At 45.1% G+C, this 16,277-nt stretch carries 20 protein-coding genes and 1 riboswitch; of the genes, 15 read left to right on the top strand and 5 right to left on the bottom strand.

Features of this window, described 5'->3' with window-relative positions; all coding sequences use genetic code 11:
* Positions 1-56 precede the first annotated feature (56 nt).
* Positions 57-2,198, top strand: a complete 2,142-nt coding sequence (locus tag NKMY2_RS10415; protein ID WP_052347788.1) for a S8 family serine peptidase — start codon at positions 57-59, stop codon at positions 2,196-2,198.
* A gap of 140 nt (positions 2,199-2,338) precedes the next feature.
* Entirely contained in the window at positions 2,339-2,956 is a 618-nt protein-coding gene (gene rnhB / locus NKMY2_RS09715; protein ID WP_042687841.1) for a ribonuclease HII, read from the top strand.
* Here the strand turns inward: rnhB and NKMY2_RS09710 are convergent.
* Positions 2,953-3,633, bottom strand: a complete 681-nt coding sequence (locus NKMY2_RS09710; protein ID WP_042687839.1) for a fibrillarin-like rRNA/tRNA 2'-O-methyltransferase — start codon at positions 3,631-3,633, stop codon at positions 2,953-2,955. The two genes, rnhB and NKMY2_RS09710, sit on opposite strands and share 4 nt — an antisense overlap.
* A complete protein-coding gene (locus NKMY2_RS09705; protein ID WP_042687836.1) occupies positions 3,617-4,933 on the bottom strand; it encodes an NOP5/NOP56 family protein in 1,317 nt (438 codons plus the stop codon). Before NKMY2_RS09705 ends, NKMY2_RS09710 begins: the two co-directional genes overlap by 17 nt.
* Positions 4,934-5,021: 88 nt before the next feature.
* Here NKMY2_RS09705 and NKMY2_RS09700 point away from each other — a divergent pair, with 88 nt between their 5' ends.
* The 4 genes from NKMY2_RS09700 to NKMY2_RS10590 all read left to right on the top strand — a co-directional run bounded on the left by NKMY2_RS09700 (position 5,022) and on the right by NKMY2_RS10590 (position 8,765).
* Positions 5,022-5,930, top strand: coding sequence for a dihydroorotate dehydrogenase (locus NKMY2_RS09700; RefSeq protein ID WP_042687834.1), 909 nt, complete (start codon positions 5,022-5,024; stop codon positions 5,928-5,930).
* Positions 5,914-6,726, top strand: coding sequence for a dihydroorotate dehydrogenase electron transfer subunit (locus NKMY2_RS09695; RefSeq protein ID WP_042687831.1), 813 nt, complete (start codon positions 5,914-5,916; stop codon positions 6,724-6,726). Before NKMY2_RS09700 ends, NKMY2_RS09695 begins: the two co-directional genes overlap by 17 nt.
* Positions 6,727-6,820: 94 nt before the next feature.
* A complete protein-coding gene (locus NKMY2_RS09690) occupies positions 6,821-8,548 on the top strand; it encodes a B12-binding domain-containing radical SAM protein (protein WP_042687829.1) in 1,728 nt (575 codons plus the stop codon).
* 34 nt (positions 8,549-8,582) lie between these two features.
* Positions 8,583-8,765, top strand: a complete 183-nt coding sequence (locus NKMY2_RS10590; RefSeq protein WP_076613431.1) for a 30S ribosomal protein S30e — start codon at positions 8,583-8,585, stop codon at positions 8,763-8,765.
* 671 nt (positions 8,766-9,436) lie between these two features.
* Here NKMY2_RS10590 and NKMY2_RS09685 read toward each other — a convergent pair.
* Positions 9,437-9,859, bottom strand: a complete 423-nt coding sequence (locus tag NKMY2_RS09685) for a fluoride efflux transporter FluC (protein WP_238549825.1) — start codon at positions 9,857-9,859, stop codon at positions 9,437-9,439.
* Positions 9,846-9,921, bottom strand: a riboswitch (Fluoride riboswitch). (Overlaps the previous gene by 14 nt.)
* Before the next feature lie 275 nt (positions 9,922-10,196).
* Between NKMY2_RS09685 and NKMY2_RS09675 the strand changes: the two genes are divergently transcribed.
* Both NKMY2_RS09675 and NKMY2_RS09670 read left to right on the top strand, forming a co-directional pair.
* Complete coding sequence (locus NKMY2_RS09675) at positions 10,197-10,673, top strand: Dps family protein (RefSeq protein ID WP_042687823.1); 477 nt, start codon at positions 10,197-10,199, stop codon at positions 10,671-10,673.
* Positions 10,674-10,853: 180 nt separating this feature from the next.
* A complete protein-coding gene (locus NKMY2_RS09670; protein WP_042687820.1) occupies positions 10,854-11,075 on the top strand; it encodes a hypothetical protein in 222 nt (73 codons plus the stop codon).
* 94 nt (positions 11,076-11,169) lie between these two features.
* Here the strand turns inward: NKMY2_RS09670 and NKMY2_RS10585 are convergent, their stop codons facing one another.
* Positions 11,170-11,346, bottom strand: coding sequence for a DUF1059 domain-containing protein (locus tag NKMY2_RS10585; RefSeq protein ID WP_076613430.1), 177 nt, complete (start codon positions 11,344-11,346; stop codon positions 11,170-11,172).
* Positions 11,347-11,514: 168 nt separating this feature from the next.
* Here NKMY2_RS10585 and radA point away from each other — a divergent pair, with 168 nt between their 5' ends.
* Genes radA through NKMY2_RS09640 form a run of 6 tightly spaced genes read left to right on the top strand, consistent with a single transcriptional unit; the run spans position 11,515 to position 14,982 of the window.
* Positions 11,515-12,516 (top strand): DNA repair and recombination protein RadA, encoded by a 1,002-nt coding sequence (radA, locus tag NKMY2_RS09665; protein WP_042687818.1) that lies wholly within the window; start codon positions 11,515-11,517, stop codon positions 12,514-12,516.
* A gap of 33 nt (positions 12,517-12,549) precedes the next feature.
* A complete protein-coding gene (locus NKMY2_RS09660; RefSeq protein WP_042687815.1) occupies positions 12,550-12,852 on the top strand; it encodes a 50S ribosomal protein L21 in 303 nt (100 codons plus the stop codon).
* The gene (locus NKMY2_RS09655; protein WP_042687813.1) at positions 12,853-13,179 is read left to right on the top strand and encodes an RNA polymerase Rpb4; all 327 of its coding nucleotides are present in this window, start codon (positions 12,853-12,855) and stop codon (positions 13,177-13,179) included.
* Between the two features lie 18 nt (positions 13,180-13,197).
* Entirely contained in the window at positions 13,198-13,764 is a 567-nt protein-coding gene (locus NKMY2_RS09650; RefSeq protein WP_042687811.1) for a DUF655 domain-containing protein, read from the top strand.
* A complete protein-coding gene (gene rsmA / locus NKMY2_RS09645; protein ID WP_042687808.1) occupies positions 13,761-14,465 on the top strand; it encodes a 16S rRNA (adenine(1518)-N(6)/adenine(1519)-N(6))-dimethyltransferase RsmA in 705 nt (234 codons plus the stop codon). The genes NKMY2_RS09650 and rsmA overlap by 4 nt, the downstream gene beginning before the upstream one ends.
* Positions 14,443-14,982 carry a HemK2/MTQ2 family protein methyltransferase gene (locus NKMY2_RS09640; RefSeq protein ID WP_042687806.1) on the top strand — a complete coding sequence of 180 codons (540 nt, stop codon included), beginning with the start codon at positions 14,443-14,445 and terminating at the stop codon, positions 14,980-14,982. Before rsmA ends, NKMY2_RS09640 begins: the two co-directional genes overlap by 23 nt.
* On the opposite strand, the gene NKMY2_RS09635 is transcribed toward NKMY2_RS09640, so the two are convergent.
* Complete coding sequence (locus NKMY2_RS09635) at positions 14,971-16,005, bottom strand: isocitrate/isopropylmalate dehydrogenase family protein (RefSeq protein WP_042687804.1); 1,035 nt, start codon at positions 16,003-16,005, stop codon at positions 14,971-14,973. The two genes, NKMY2_RS09640 and NKMY2_RS09635, sit on opposite strands and share 12 nt — an antisense overlap.
* An 88-nt stretch (positions 16,006-16,093) precedes the next feature.
* On the opposite strand from NKMY2_RS09635, the gene NKMY2_RS09630 reads away from it, so the two are divergent.
* Positions 16,094-16,277, top strand: a 184-nt coding sequence (locus NKMY2_RS09630; RefSeq protein ID WP_042687801.1) for a metallophosphoesterase, incomplete at its 3' end; no start/stop codon positions are given.

Genomic DNA, 16,277 nt, shown 5'->3' with positions numbered 1-16,277 from the left:
TGTAATTATCATAACTCTGATTTCCCTATTTGGTTTTAACGTCCAATCAGAAATATATGCCGCATCTGGGAATTCCAATTCCAATTCATCATCATCATCATCATCATCATCATCATCATCATCATCTCAAGCCGGACAGCAACTCCAACTCCCAGAATGACTCACAAGACAACTCAAACAATTCCAATTCTCAAAGCCCGGACAGCAACTCCAACTCCCAGAATGACTCACAAGACAACTCAAACAATTCCAACTCTCAAAGCCAGGACAGCAACTCCAACTCCCAGAATAACTCACAAGACAATTCCAACTCTCAAAGCCAGGACAGCAAAGACAAGAACGATGCAAATGACAATTCAAAAAATGACAAGAAAAACTCAAAAAATGAAAGATTTTCAGACGTCTCTAAGCCGAAAAAACCAGAAAAGAAAAACATTGATTCTAAAATCTTAGAACTGACAAAAAACCAGCATCCTGAAAAACAGGCAGAAAAAAATGCCCTGGACTATCATGATGGAAAAGTACGACTCATTGCAGAGTTTGACAATCTAAATGATGAATTACTAAATAAAATTAAAAACATAGCCGAAGTTGAAATATCCAAAGGAAATAAGGCTCAAATTATTATCAGCATGGACAAAATTCAGGACATTTCGTCTTTTACGGAGCTACAAAAAATCAAGTCTCCGTTTATTGCGATACCGAACAGAGATATCGTGATTAACGGAAGGATTCTCGAAGATTCTGTTTTTATTCAAAATACGCCACAAAACAATACCTCTGACAGTTCCGCCTCCGTTGCAATAATTGATCTTGGGTTTGATGATAAAAACCCAAAAATCAGTGGCAGTGTTGTTGAAAGCGTCTCGTTTAGAAAAATATTCGAATACTCTGATGGTGTGAAGGGACTGGGAGATGAGTACGTTCATGGCACTGCGATGGCAGAGATTATTACGAATTTGGCGACGAACACCAAACTGCACTTGGTGACTGCTGGAAACGAAATTGAATTTCTTGACGCGATAGATTATGCAATATCAAAAAAAGTTAACATCATAGTTGTCTCGTTTACCTGGGTAAATTATATCACGGATGGAAAAAGCATCGTAACGCAAAAAGTTGAGGATGCGATAAAGTCTGGAATTACTGTAATTGTCCCGTCTGGCAACTATGCTGAGAAACACTGGCAGGGAACTTTTACTGATTCTGATCAAAACAGCTGGAATGAATTTGTAGCCGATGACGAGGGGATGACAATTTACGTAGATGAGATCAGACTGTTAGAAAAAAAACCCATACTGGCATATCTGAAATGGAAAAATCTGGGCGGCGTCTCTGACTTTGATCTAACTCTGACAAATTCGACAGGACATATCGTTGATTATTCATCAAATACACAAAGCACCGCTGATGACGAGTCCCTTGAATATTTGAGCTACATTCCAACAGAAGTCGGTTCTTATTCAATTGGCATATCGCATTTTGGCCAGATTTACCAGGATGCCAAATTGGAGATCTTTAGCATCTATGACAAACTAGAATATGTAAATCCAGAACAAAGTGTTGGCACTCCGACTGATGCAAGGGGAGCAATCGTGGTTGGCGCGCTTGGAAACTCGGCAAGCATGCCGTACAGCTCGATTGGTCCGACCGATAACGGCTTGAACGTTCCACAAATACTGTCCCCTGACGGATTTGTTGTTAGCAGTTTGGGGCAAAAGCCTTTCTATGGAACATCTTCGTCTGCCGCATACGTGGCAGGACTGATCGCCGTGCTGCTTTCAGCGCACCCCGAACTGCAGTCTCAGATCGGGGCAAATTCTTTTACTGAATTGCAATTTGATTCAAGCGACTTGGTTATTGACGGGTTTGCAGGCAAGCTGGAAAATACGGGCGACACGCAAGACACCGTTTACACAAATTCCGATATTCCTGAATCAGATGCTATCCAAGACGGCATTCATGAGGTGGAAGCGATAAAAGAACAAGTCGTTCAACAAATGCTATCCCCAGACGACAGCGTGAACCAAGTCCTAAATGAATTGCAAAACCTTAGCCTCATTTCTGAACAAAACGAATCATTGGATGCGCCTCCTTGGTTTTCCAATGTAATTTCGTGGTGGCTGGACAACAAAATAAGCGATGCCGAATTTGTCACTTCGGTAAACTATTTGCGGAATAATGGCATTCTCGATTAAATTAATGCCGTAAGGCATCTTGGGATTCGTATTATCAGAACTAGATGCGATCTGGCATTAGGTGCATTCATGTCTAGTTCTATGCTGTAAAGTATATTCGACCTAATACTGTTTATACACAAAATTGTCTTCTCTCAAACATGCTTGTTTGCGGAGTCGACGAGGCAGGAAGGGGATCAATGATTGGGCCGCTTGTCGTTGCAGGAATTTCAATTGAGAAATCAAAAGTTGACGAGCTTACACATCTTGGCGTCCGGGATTCCAAAAAACTGACTCCGTCTGCAAGGGCGTACCTTTACAAGAAAATAACCGGTCTGGTAGACGACTATGCGATATCAAAGGCAACCCCAAAGGCAATCGATGACTCAGTCGCAAGGCACCAGCTGAACCACCTTGAGGCCGTACACATGGCAAAGGTGATAAAAAAACTCGGACCGTCCGTGTCATACGTTGACTCTTGCGACGTAAACCCTGTCAGGTTTGGAAAAGAAATCACAAAGATGAGCAAGACAGGGAAGGTAAGGTCGTACCATCATGCGGACAACAAGTTCGTGGTGGTGTCTGCCGCATCGATTGTTGCCAAGGTGACTCGGGACAGGGCAATTGAAAAAATAAACAAGCTGTACTCAGTTGGCAGCGGCTATCCGTCTGATGACAGGACAGTCAGGTTCGTGAGGGACTGGTTTTTGGCACACGGGCAAATGCCTGCGTTTGTCCGCAAGAGCTGGGCCCCAGTCAAAGTGATACTGTCCAGCTAGTCCTTTCCAAGATACTTTGCGACAACTAGCGCATGGTCCTTGTCGTATGGCTCAAGGTCAATGTTTTGTATGAACGTAAAGTTCGGCTCTAGTTTTTTTATCTCGTCCTCGATTATTTTCTTTGGCGCACGCGTTACATCGATGCTGCGGGTCTTGATTACCAGAAATAGGTACCCTCCCTCCTTTAGGTACATCTTGCAGTTTGTTATGGTGATTTCCGTCTGGTCTGGCTGGGCTATGTCTGCATAGACTACATCGACCTTGCCGAATATTGAAAAATAGTTCTTTGGCTGCCTTGCGTCCTGGAGTATTGGAACAACATTTGGCCTAAAGCTTGCAACCCTGTCCAAAAAGTCCCTCGCAACCCTGCTTGCGTGCTCCACTGCAAAAACAATTCCGTTGTACCCTACTATGTCAGAGATGTGGCTTACTGTAGTCCCAGTTGACGCGCCAAGGTACAAAACCTTGGTCCCTGATTTTATTGGAAATATTTCAAGACCTATTGTGAGCGCAGCTGCAAGCTTGCTTCGGAAAGGATCCCAAATTCTGTATTCATCCCCGCCTTTTTTGATCAGCTTCTCGCCGTAAACTTGGTTTCCCTCAACATAGTTTATTGTTGCCAGTCTTTTTTGCCCTTCAGATTTGAGCCAAAAAACAGACTCACTTTCTTCTACCAAATCGTTTTCTCTTGTTTCCGCCAGGCCTGGAGTCTCTGCCGCCTCCGCCCCTGAAGTCCCTTCCTCCGCCTGACCTAAAGTCTCTGCCGCCTCCGCCTCTAAAGTCACGGCGTGGGCCTCTTGAACCGTATCCTCCGCCCCTTGGCCTGTCGTCAAACCTCTGGTACTGCTGCTGCGGTCTTTCCACCGGCTCTTTGTACTTGTCGCCGATTTCTGTGACGCGGACATTTAGCTTTTCAAGAAGCGTCTGGTTTAGGCCTGCACCGTACATGTCTACCCGTGCCGCAATTGCTGCCTTTGCCGCTATTGCGCGCGCCATCTTTCCTCGTTGCCATCTGGGGGCTGCGTGAACTATTGGGTGCTGGAAAAGTATTCCGTGCTTTGGCGGCGCAGTCCCGGTCTTTAGTGCCCTGAACAGCGCCTTTTCTGCACCCATTATCTGAATAGTACTTGCCGGCATCGATGCAAGTTTCTTGAGGCTTCCTGCCTTTGCAAGGACTCGAGCGCCGACTGCCGTCCCAAGGATTGCCCCCAAGTTTGGAGCAATTGTCTTCATTTCGTTTTCAACGTGGGCCTCTATGTCCTTTCTGACCTTGGTCATGTCAAGGATTTGCTTTGCAATGGCCTGGACTATTGTCATGTTTTCTTTGGTTATGTCGCCTCCCCTGCTCTTTCCCTGGATTACTGATAGCATCTCTACTTTGTTTTCCGGGAATCCTGCGTCCTCGTAGACCTTTCTTGAGAGATCCTCTCTTCTTCCTGCCATCACTATTTGCGCATATCCGTTGATGCTGTCTATGATGTTGTCAAGCTCTGGAAAGTGCAAGCCGTACCATTCGCGAAGTCTCGATGAGAGGCCGTTCATCATCACGTCTATTTCGTCAAGTGCCTTTATCCCCTGGATGATGTGCAGGTCCGGGCTCTGGGAGATTTCCGTTACCTTTGCAGACGATAATTGTAATGCAAAGTCTCGTAGCTTTGCCATGAGTTCGCCCTGGTTTTTTGCAAGGCCTGCCTCGATCATGATTGCAAGCTTTGACGACTGGATCTTCTCGATCTCCGCCTCGCTCATCAGCTGCGCATCGATTCCCTCTTTTTTGAGAATTTTCAAGAGCGGCTCCTCGTTTACGCCGACTCCGAGATTTGATTTTCTTAAAAAGTCAATTATTGCCTTTGAGCCGATTTGGCCTGCCCTCATCTTGATAAAGTCCGCTGCCGGGTTGTCAAATGGAAATGATTTTACGGGCTTTTCATTTTCTAGAACCAAAATGCCAAGCTCAGTTAACATGACAAAATGCATGAGCACTCTTTCATCTTCTCATTAAAAAAGGTACCAAATGTTTGCGTGCGCATTAACCGTTATAAGACAATAAAATAAAGTCAATCAAGTGAGTCCTGATCTTTCCACTACGATAGGAACGTTGAGGCTTGAGCGGCCGACAATGCTAGCGTCGGGAATCCTTGGCATATCACTTGAGGTGTTTTCTAGAATTTATCAAAGCGGCGCAGGTGCCGTGGTCACAAAGTCGCTTTCCAAAGAGCCGTGGGAGGGGTACCCAAACCCGACAATTGTGGGGATAAAGGGCGGATACCTCAACGCAGTCGGCCTCTCAAATCCGGGGGCCCCGTACTTTGCAAAAATGATCTCCCAAAACAAAACAGTCCCAATCGTAGTGAGCCTTGTCGGCTCCGTCGAAGAAGACTTTGAGTTTATGGTAAGACAGTTTGAGGGCGTGCATGTGGTTGCGTATGAGCTAAACCTGTCGTGCCCGCACGTGGAAAAAGTCGGCCTTGAGGTGGGGGACGACCCGAGCCTTGTCACAAAAATAGTAAGAAAGGTAAAATCAATGACAAAGGTGCCGGTGATTTCAAAGGTGGGACTTGGCACCACGAACTATCTTGATACTGTAAAGGCCGCAATGGACGGCGGGACAGATGCCATTACCGCAATCAACACGATTCGCGCAATGGGAATCGACGTTGAAACGCAAAGGCCTCTCTTGAGCCACAAGATTGGCGGGCTGTCAGGCCCCGCAATAAAGCCAGTCGCGGTAAGGTGCGTATACGAGATTTCCTCAAAGTACAACATTCCCGTGATTGGGTGCGGAGGGGTGTCGACCTGGGAGGACGCAGTCGAGTTCATCCTGGCTGGCGCGTCCGCAGTCCAGATAGGAAGCGCGGTGGGGGACAGGTGGATTGACGTCTTCTCCGAGGTAAACGACGGGATTGCAAATTACATGAAAAGAAAGGGGTTTTCAAAAATTCAGGAAATGGTGGGACTTGCAAGAAATTTCTAACCGGTCATCAATTAGGGTAATTGAAAAAATAATAGACGAAACGCCTACTGTGAGGACGCTTGTCTTCTCAGATGATTCACTGTCAAATGTTTTGCCCGGCCAGTTTGCAATGGTGTGGATTCCGGGGGTAAACGAACTGCCGATGAGTGTGATGGTTACAGAAGAAAAGGGCAAGGCCGCATTTACAGTTAGAAAGCGCGGGGCCTCGTCCACTGCGCTCTATGACTTGAAGGTGGGCAGCCAAATTGGAGTCAGGGGCCCATACGGGAACGCGTTTACCATAAAGGGCGGAAAAATACTCCTAGTTGGCGGCGGCACGGGACTTGTCCCGTTGATGCGACTTGCCAAGTTTGCAAAGCCTGAAAACGAGGTGACAGTTCTGATGGGCTCAAAGACAAAAGACGAGGTGTTCTTCGAAGACATGGCAAACAAGATTCTGGAAAAAAACAAACACCATGTCATTGCGTGCACAGAAGACGGCTCGTACGGGCAAAAGGGATTTGTCACCGATGTGATGGAAAAACTAATTGGGGAAACAAAGTTTGACGCCGTTTACACCTGCGGCCCTGAGATAATGATGCACAAGGTTGTGCAAATGGCAAACTCAAAGAACACGTTTGTTGAGGCAAGCCTTGAGAGGATGATGAAGTGCGGAATTGGGATGTGCGGCAGCTGCTGCATGGACGATGTCCTTGTGTGCCATGACGGAACCGTATTTGATGGAACGTTTCTTGCAAAAAGCAAAGAGTTTGGACACACCCACAGAAGCAAGGCCGGAATATTGGAAAACTACTAGTCAGACTCTTAGAGCCACCCCCAAACTGACAATCTGGAGCCTGATCATACCTAAAGGTTTAAAATTGATGAGAATTGAATTCGCTAAGAGAGATATGGGTCACCCGAAGATCGTATTAACTGCCGATCGAACACTGATGTCGAATTATCGTGGGATATCGCTTGCTACATTCTTTGGATGCGCGCCAGCAATTGACCCAAACCGGGACAAGAAGAGCTTTTGGTACAAGGTTCTAAAAGACCAAGTAACACCAAGGGTTCTGTTTGATTTTATTTGTAAACCAATACCTCACACAAACGGAGTTGCAAACTACGCACCATACGGGCTGCGTAAAGTGGAGGCCGGACTTTTGCGTGATGGCTACAAGCGCGAAGACGTAGTTGTGGCACACCCAGATTACGTGGACCAGTTCATCGGACCTGAAACCGAAGTGGTGGGAACATACGAAATGGACCCGCTCGGAATGGGACCTGTTACAATGACTTTCACGTATGGCAGAAAGCAAATGTCGTATGACGAATTTTACAACAGGGACCTTCATATGAAAATTAACGAGGCAAAGAAAAAGAACGGAAGCAAGGCCCGAGTAATAGCAGGTGCATCTGGCACATGGCAGTACAACTATGATCCTGCAAAGATAGAAGAGTACGGCCTGTATGCAATACTGGAAGGCGAGCTTGGCGGAATTGCGCCAGAAATTGACGGCCACGCAGGACGTTTCTTTGATTATCTGATTAACAACGAATTTGACAACATGGACCCGTTTAGAAAGAAAGCCGATTTCAAAGTGGACATCAAGGAATTCAAACGCGATGACAAAACATACCACGGAAGATTTGTGAACTTTTGGGACAGGCCTGAACTAGAAGACATCCCCAACATTGTGGAGCCAAGCATGCACGGAATGATTGAGGTGATGCGAGGTTGCGGACGCGGATGCAAGTTCTGCGATGTTACATTGCGCTCTTTGAGATATTATTCGCCTGAAAAGGTAAAGCAGGAAATCGAGGTCAACATCAAAAAGGGCGGGCTGAGAAACGCGTGGATTCACAGCGACGACATTTTCGTCTACGGAATGGATCCTAGGACCAACAAGCAGATGGAGCCAAACAGGGAGGCACTCGAGGAATTATTCACCGCAGTAATGTCAACTGGAATACGCCACACAAACCCGACACACGGAACTTTGGCAGGTGCAATAGCCGATGAAAAACTAATTCCAAATCTGTCAAGAATAATCAAGTCAGGACCTACAAACCTAACTGGAATCCAGTGCGGATTTGAAACCGGCAGCCTCAGGCTTATTGGAAAATATGCCGACAGAAAGCTTGCCCCGTACAAGCCAGAGGAATGGCACTGGGTTGTAAAGGAAGGAGTAAAAACTCTAAACGAGAACTATTGGGTTCCGGCATTTACGCTAATCATGGGGCTGGACAACGACGAGACCCCTGAGGACTCGTGGGAAACAATATCGCTCATATCAGAACTAGAAAGAGAGCAACCTGACGCAATGTTTACTGTAACCCCGCTCACGTTTGTACCAATTGGATTGCTAGAAAAATCAGAGTTCTTTAACATTGGAAACGAGATGGACCCTGCTCAGCTTGGCGTGATGTACAAGACATGGCAGCACAACTTCAAGTATGGAATCCAGAAGTTCATGACAAAGACTGGAAGCACCAACTCTGTACAAAAGAGCTTCTTTAACATGATTGCAAGAACCCTTGGAGGAGTCCCGCTTGGAGCAATGGAAAAATATGCAAGAAAGAAGGGCGGAGAGCACTCAAAGGTAATTGATACTATCAAGGCAAAATATTGGTAAACACATAAATTCAAAGCAGAATCCATTCTAAAACATGCCAACACACGGATCGATTACTAAAGCTGGAAAAGTCCGAGGCCAGACACCAAAAGTCGAAGGCCGCAAAAGGATCAGCCTCTCATCGAGTCTGAGAAACAAGAGCAATTTTAAAAAGAGATTCACCCTACACAGGACCCCTGGACAAAACAAGCCAGGACAAAGAAAGAGAAAACGATAATCGTTTAATTTCTGTAAAAAATCTAATTTTCAATTAAAAATTTTCAACCCGTTTTGCTAGAATTACGTAATTGTGCAAATCAAACACACAACGGTTTACCTACTGTGGAGTGGTAGCATAATCGGCGAAGCTGTCACCAAATGCTACGTTTCACACGGCGTTGGTCTTAAGTTTCGCAAATTTTTTCATAGTATGATTTCTACGCGCATGTTATATTGTTTGGAGTGCTATTGGTGTAATCCGAGGAGTCATTCGGGTAGTTTACCCATTTGGTCGGAAGTTGGGACGTGCAAATCCCCAACTTTCGATCATCAATTCTGGGTGAATGGATATTCAATCAATTCCGTTTTATCGAATCTGCCCGGAATAATTCCATGTCGTGCATTTGCCATGAATGTAAAATCATGTTCTTTTCCCAACAGGGACTGGAAGTACACAATCAACAGAGGCATAAGAAAATAGAAGAAAAGGATAACCGGATACTGGACTCGTTTGCATAGGCCTGATGTAAAACTCCTATCTATTTTTTTGATGCGATTTTCAAAAGCATCCTTATTGCTTGGGTGTACCGGTATACTGCATTGTCAGAGGAATCCCAAAAGGAAGCAGAATACCTGGACGAAAGTTATGACGAAGACGTGCAGGCAGATGAGCAGGTAGAAGAAGGCTAGTCAGGCCGGACTGTTTCCAAATATTATGTTGAACAGGGCCTTTCCGCCAAATATTGCGGCAACTGACAAGCCCAAATTCAACACTGCGTTTAATGCCATTATTCCGTACTTTGCGTTGTTTAGCAGACCGTGCGTGTCAAACGCAACTGCAGACATTGTGGTAAGCGACCCGCAAAAGCCAAACGCAATCAACAGCGCGTATTTCCCGTCAAGGTTCCACTGCTGTGATATTACTGCAAATGCGCCCAAAATGAAGCTGCCAAGCACATTTACCATAAGGACGTTAGCTTGCAATGCGCCAAGATATGTCGGAACCGAAATCATCTTGTATCTTAGGAATGTTCCTGCGACTCCACCTATCGCCAAAAATGCCAATTCGATTATTTTCATGTCTACCATTTTCTCCTTTGTTTTGGTAGACATTATCAGAGTCAGACTCGGTTTAGGTCTGCTAGACCAAGGCTAATGTCATAGCCTGACTTGGGATTTGACGCTCTGTTTTTTATGTTTTTACCTGTGCCTTGAATCAAGGAACAATGCATCACAAGCACTAAATGCGGTGACTGCGTACTATACTGTACAATGAGATGCGAAAATTGCGGCGAAATTTTGAAAGAATCCAAATCTGACACTATCATAGTCTGCGGTAACTGTGGGCAAGAATACAAAAAGACAATCCCTGTCTAAACTCCTAATTTTTCATAATTTCAAATTTTGAAATCTGGATCATGTTTTTATCCTGTTATCATACATTAGGAACATGGTAATTAACATAGGAATATCTGACAGCAACAGAAAGGGCGTAAATCAAATTCTAAATGCTCTTTTGGCAGACCAATACGTGCTTTACACAAAGACTAGAAACTATCACTGGAACGTCACAGGCATGCAGTTTAACGACCTGCACAAGTTCTTTGAATCACAATATACTGCAATAGATGCATCGATAGATGCAGTTGCCGAAAGAATTCGCTCCCTTGGGGGAATGACCACTGCAACGCTTGCGGAATTCTCAAAAAACTCAAGGCTAAAAGAGCATCCTGCCAAGTATCCTGACGCAAAAGTGATGATCTCAAATCTGCTAGCTGACCACGAGGCTACAATACGAAACCTCAGAAAAGACATCGACGCATGCGACAAAAAGCATCATGACACTGGTACTGCCGACTTTCTTACCGGGCTGATGGAAGATCATGAAAAGATGGCCTGGATGCTGCGTGCATTCTTGGAGAAATAACCAATTTATGCACAGATGATTTTAAGACACATTCCCAATTTCTGATCTGTTTGGAGGGAGAGTTCTACAAAAACGAAGACTTGGGGATAATGTGGACGATTCAGAATGCAGGTAAAACAATAGAATCAGAGATGAGAATTAACCGCCGGGGTAATATAATCAAAAATACCAAAAGTAATCATGTCAAATTTCAAAGCACTAAAAGAATCCCTTGAGAAAAACGGCGAGGTAATGATACGACTGGACAATGGAGACAAAATCGAGCTTCACAAACACAACGTTACTTTCAACGAGTCCACACAGGAAGTCATGGTTGACGCCGCATCCGAAACCTACTGGATTGACGCAAACAAGATTGCCTATTACTGGATACATCGAGAAGGAATAGAAGGAAAAGTATAATTCCTTTAACTAATTTTTTATTCCAAACGATGTGACAAATGATTAATCGACTTTTTGCACAAAAACTCTGGCCGTCCTCTTTGTTACGGTGCAGTTAGACGTCTTTTATTTTTGATTTGACCTTTTGTATCACTTCGTCTGGAATGGAGGTCATTTTGTGCGCATCCTTGGCGTGTTTTGATATCTTCTCGAACAACTCGGTTTCGTCTTTAGCCGTAGCTGACCACGCGCATCCGTCCACGACATCGCCGCATGAGAATTTTTTTGCCATGCTTTTAGTTCATGCACTTTGATTTAAGAATCTTGATTGCAAACTCCATTTTGTACCCGAAATAGAAACAAGATGACATGCATGAGACTAGTTTGCTGATCTCGATCTGCTGTTGACAAAATTTACATACCAATACCTTTAATTAGGTATGGTACCGTACCATACGGTATGGTAGATGAAATGAGATTAGATAGTCTTGACGGCGTAGGCCCAGTCACGACAAAAAAACTAAGTGACGCGGGAATTCACAATATTATGGATCTGATTGTTCGTGGTCCGGTGGACGTTTCCGAAGTCACTGGCATGGACAGAGAAGCAGCAGAAAAAATTGTAACTAAAGCAAGACAAACAATGGTTGAGCAAGGGCTGATCACAAAGGACTTTGTGACTGCAACTGAGATTTACAAAAGAAGGCTAGACATTGGCAAAATAGCGACTGGAACAGAATGCCTTGACATGCTATTTGACGGAGGCGTTGAAACCCAAGCACTAACCGAAGTCTATGGCGAATTTGGCTCAGGAAAGACCCAGTTCTGTCTTACAATGTGCGTTAACGTTCAAAAAAGTAAAGAAGAAGGCGGTCTTGGCGGCGGAGTATTGTACATTGATACTGAAAACACCTTCAGACCTGAAAGAATCGTTTCCATTGCAAAGGCAAAAGGACTCGACCCTGAAAAGGTACTTGACAACATCATCGTTGCAAGAGCATACAACAGCGCTCACCAAACACTGATCCTAGAAGAGGCAGGACCAATCATAGAGCAACACAACATAAAGCTAATCGTAGCAGATTCCGCAGTAGGACTGTTCAGATCAGAATACCTCGGAAGGGGAACCTTGTCTGACAGACAGCAAAGAATAAACCGCTTTGTGCACTTGCTTGTCAGAACTGCAGAGACATACAACTGTGCTGCAATTGCGACAAACCAAGTCATGGCATCACCAGACGTGTTCTTTGGCGACCCAATCCGAGCAATTGGAGGAAACGTAGTGGCTCACACTAGCACCTACCGCGTCTACTTCAAAAAGTCGGGCAAAAAGAGAATCGCGAGAATGGTCGACAGCCCTCATCATCCGGAGCAAGAGGTAATCTTTACAGTTACCGAAGCTGGCGTTGCAGACCCAGATGACGAAACAAAAAAGAAGAAAAAGTCAGAAGATTCTGAGTAAGTCTTAAAATAAGGGCTTTCAACCCATTTCTTTATGACTACAAAGAAGCCATCTGGCCACTCTCACGGTTTTAGATACAAGTCCAGATCTGTCTTGACAAAGGATGCCCCACGTGGAGTTTCTTTTCTAATGAGAGAATACCATGTCGGAGAACAGGCACTAGTCATCATCGATCCAAGACAGCACAAGGCAATGCCTCACAAGCGATACCACGGAAAGGTGGGAAAGATCACAGATGTGAGCAGAAGGGTAGTCACAATGGATGTAAAACTAGGGAACAAGACGAAAACCTTAATCACTAGATTAGACCATATCAAACCGTTTGGTGTAAAGTAAATGGAACAAGTAAAAAAAAGTCAGCCTATTTCGCTTGCCGAAGTAAAAGAAATTCTTGAAAAGGAAGACGCTGAAAAGATGGATCAGATTCAGCGATGGACTCATGATTATGTTACCAAGTTTGCCAAAGTAGAGGCAAAGGCAGCAAAGAAGATCAAGCAAGAACTCAAAAAAGAATGCGGTCTAACAGAAGAAGAGGCAGTAGAAATTGTAAACATCATGCCAACCTCCTTGGCTGAGCTTCGAGCGTTTACGTTTGGCTGGAAAAAACTGATTCTTGCTGAGACACTAGAAAAAATCCTAAACATTCTCAAGGGGAACTCTTAATACAAGAAGTGAATTCCCTTGGAAAAGAGTACCATTCAACCACGTAAGTATGAAGAATTTGCATATGTCCTAGACTATGTCACGCGCGGCAGGTCTACTACCGTCCGGGGCAGGGAGGGAATCATAATCACTGCAATTGGCGAAGACCGACTCACACTACTAGAGGTGCTCGGCATGCCAAACACGTCCTTTGAGATTGGCGAGCGAATCTACATCGGAAAGGAGGGAAGGACGAAAATTCTCTCAGTGCTTGGCAAATTAGATCACAATTCAATTTCTGCAGCTGCGCAAAGCGAGCTCAAAAACGTAGTCCAGTCAATAGTGACAAACAACGAAAAGCGATTTGTCGATTACATAAACAATGCGCAGCCACTCACCCCTAGAATACACGCACTAGAACTAATTCCTGGAATCGGAAAAACGTACATGAAGAGCATTCTAGAAGAGCGGGAAAAGAAAAAGTTCACCGACTTTAACGACCTGCAGACCAGGGTGGGACTAAAGGAGCCAATCAAGCACATCACGGAGCGAATCCTAGATGAAATAACAGGAGAGTCAAAGGTGTCTCTCTTTGTTAAGAGATGAAAAAAAGGCAGCGACTGGGACAGCACTTTTTACAATCACAAAACATCGCAAAGTCAATAGTAGAATCGGCCAAAATAACAAAAAGCGACACGGTCCTGGAAATCGGAACCGGGCGCGGAATCCTGACTCCCCTGCTCTGCGCCAGCGCAAAATCTGTGATGTCTGTTGAGGCAGACTCGGAGCTGTATTCTGATGCGCAAGAAGAGTTCTCAAACTTAGCAAACCTTGAACTGGTCCACGGCGACGGGTTCAAGTCAGATGTGGAATTTACCGTGTTTGTCTCAAATTTGCCGTACTCGCAGAGCAGAAAGGCAATAGAGTGGCTTGCTCAAAAAAAATTCTCCCGCGCAGTCATAATGGTGCAAAAGGAGTTTGCCGAAAAGCTGTTTTCCGAGTCCTCGCATGAAATGCGTTCTATCTCTGTTATAGCAAACCACGCCTTTGACATGGAACGGATGATCGACGTGGGCAAGTCCAACTTTAATCCTCCGCCAAAGGTAGATTCTGTGGTGCTGTACCTGGAACACAAAAACACCCTCTCAAAGGATCTGATAAAAACAGTAAACCATCTTTTCTCATACAGGCGAAAAACGCTTGGGAACATTTTGAAAAAATTTGGGCAAACAGTCCAGTCCACAAAAAGGCTGGAGGAATTATCTGGAGATGAAATCATAAAAATTGCAAAACAAATCACTCAATGACACGTATGCTCCGTCAGATGACACGTTCTTTTTTGCAGACTGCATCGCAGACGAGTCTGGCGACTCTGCACTTGAGATAGGCACGGGTTCTGGCTACCTTGGAAAAATCCTGCAAGAAAAGTTCTCATTCGTGGTCGGGACTGACATTAATTATTCTGCGCTAAAAAGCCAGGACTACAAAATCCAAAACTCTGTGTGCTGCAAGGGAGCAGACGCTCTGGGAAAAGAGTTTGACCTTGTAATCTGCAATCTGCCGTACCTACCGTCTGACTCAGTCCAGGACATAGCAGTAGATGGCGGACCGGAGGGACTGGTAGTTCCGCTTGAAATAATCTCATCTGCGGTGCCACGCGTAAAGCCTCAAGGCAGGCTCTTGTTTCTCACGTCGTCGCTTGCAAACTATCGGGCACTAATTGAGAAAACAAAATCCATGGGGTTCTCAGCTGGAATACTTGCAAAAAAGCAGCTGTTCTTTGAGGAACTGATCGTGGTAAGGGCAGTTAAACTATCTTCTTAGTTTTTCTTTTGCAAGTGATATTATCGCATCTGTCATTTGTACGGTGGTTGCGCTTCCGCCGATGTCAAACGTGACTGACTTTCCCTCGTTGATTACTTGGTCTGTTGCTGCAAATACTGCGTCTTTGATGTGCGGCTCTCCTAGGTATTCTGCCATCCACGCGCCTGACAAAATGGACGCAGTCGGGTTTACCTTGCCTAGTCCCTTAAAGGACGGGGCGCTTCCGTGCGCCGCCTCAAACATCGCGTACCTGTCGCCCATGTTTGACGAGTACACCAATCCAATTGAGCCAATGATTCCAGATGCCAGCTCTGAGACGATATCCATGAACAGGTTCGTGCTTGCCAAGACTGCGCCGTTGAACTGCTCGGGGTTTACCACCAGCTGCTGCATCATGTTGTCGATGTAGATCTCCTGTATGTCTAGTCCTGGGATTTTCCCTCCTGCGCTTTGCACCTCGTCCCAGAATATTCCGTCTGTCATTTTGAGTATGTTTCGCTTGGTTATTGCTACAAATTTTTTCATGTGATATTTCTGCGCCCAGTCCAGTGCTGCGCCAATAAATCGCCTGCAGCCCTGCCTTGTTATTTTTCTAATTGCAATTGCCGCATCGTCAGTAAGCTGGACTTCGATTCCCGTGTAGAGTCCTTCTGTTGCCTCCCTAAAGCACACAAAGTCCAAGTCGTGGTTTGGCGTGATTCTCTTGTATGTCTTAATTGGCCTGATGTTAGAGTATAATTCAAATTTCTGCCGTAGCGTGACTGCAACGCTTCTTGGCGCGCCCGGCTTTGGTATTGTTGTAGTCGGGCCCTTGAAGCACGCATCCGTGCTTTCCAAAAGTTTCATCGTGGACTCGGGAATGTATGTCGGGTCCTTCTCGCCGTTTTTCTGCCACTGCTCAGATCCTGCGTCTGCCAAAATTAATTCGGACTGGATGTTGCATTCTTTTAAAACTCTGATCATCGAGTCGACAACTTCGGGACCAATTCCGTCCCCCCTGATGACTGTTGCTTTTTTGCTCAATTTAGTGATTTGAGCTGGGAATCATTATTTAACTCTTAAAATCATCCTTTTCACAAAACTAATTTACCGTGATCTGCGCATCATACTTGTGATTATAGTACAGCTGTCTGACATTCACGTGGGCTCGCAGTTTCAGGAATCTGTTTTTGACAAGGTGGTAGACGAGGTAAACGCGCTAAAGCCCGATGCCATACTGATAACAGGTGATCTGACAAACGAGGGCCTCTCAAAGGAATACGAAAAATGCAAAAAACTAATCTCACGATTTGACA

Origin of the sequence: Candidatus Nitrosotenuis chungbukensis (genome assembly GCF_000685395.1) — an archaeon.
Classification (GTDB): Archaea; Thermoproteota; Nitrososphaeria; order Nitrososphaerales; family Nitrosopumilaceae; genus Nitrosotenuis; species Nitrosotenuis chungbukensis.
Note: the sequence above shows the minus strand (reverse complement) of the source record. Positions and strands in the feature narration are given on the sequence as shown.

What these genes read in the sequence shown, in the direction of transcription:
- NKMY2_RS09705 (WP_042687836.1), bottom strand. Translation starts at nt 4,933, where the DNA reads ATGCATTTTGTCATGTTAACTGAGCTTGGCATTTTGGTTCTAGAAAAT.
- rnhB (WP_042687841.1), top strand. Translation starts at nt 2,339, where the DNA reads ATGCTTGTTTGCGGAGTCGACGAGGCAGGAAGGGGATCAATGATTGGG.
- NKMY2_RS10590 (WP_076613431.1), top strand. Translation starts at nt 8,583, where the DNA reads ATGCCAACACACGGATCGATTACTAAAGCTGGAAAAGTCCGAGGCCAG.
- NKMY2_RS10415 (WP_052347788.1), top strand. Translation starts at nt 57, where the DNA reads ATGCCGCATCTGGGAATTCCAATTCCAATTCATCATCATCATCATCAT.
- NKMY2_RS09655 (WP_042687813.1), top strand. Translation starts at nt 12,853, where the DNA reads ATGGAACAAGTAAAAAAAAGTCAGCCTATTTCGCTTGCCGAAGTAAAA.
- rsmA (WP_042687808.1), top strand. Translation starts at nt 13,761, where the DNA reads ATGAAAAAAAGGCAGCGACTGGGACAGCACTTTTTACAATCACAAAAC.
- NKMY2_RS10585 (WP_076613430.1), bottom strand. Translation starts at nt 11,346, where the DNA reads ATGGCAAAAAAATTCTCATGCGGCGATGTCGTGGACGGATGCGCGTGG.
- NKMY2_RS09690 (WP_042687829.1), top strand. Translation starts at nt 6,821, where the DNA reads ATGGGTCACCCGAAGATCGTATTAACTGCCGATCGAACACTGATGTCG.
- radA (WP_042687818.1), top strand. Translation starts at nt 11,515, where the DNA reads ATGGTAGATGAAATGAGATTAGATAGTCTTGACGGCGTAGGCCCAGTC.
- NKMY2_RS09685 (WP_238549825.1), bottom strand. Translation starts at nt 9,859, where the DNA reads ATGTCTACCAAAACAAAGGAGAAAATGGTAGACATGAAAATAATCGAA.
- NKMY2_RS09660 (WP_042687815.1), top strand. Translation starts at nt 12,550, where the DNA reads ATGACTACAAAGAAGCCATCTGGCCACTCTCACGGTTTTAGATACAAG.
- NKMY2_RS09675 (WP_042687823.1), top strand. Translation starts at nt 10,197, where the DNA reads ATGGTAATTAACATAGGAATATCTGACAGCAACAGAAAGGGCGTAAAT.
- NKMY2_RS09670 (WP_042687820.1), top strand. Translation starts at nt 10,854, where the DNA reads ATGTCAAATTTCAAAGCACTAAAAGAATCCCTTGAGAAAAACGGCGAG.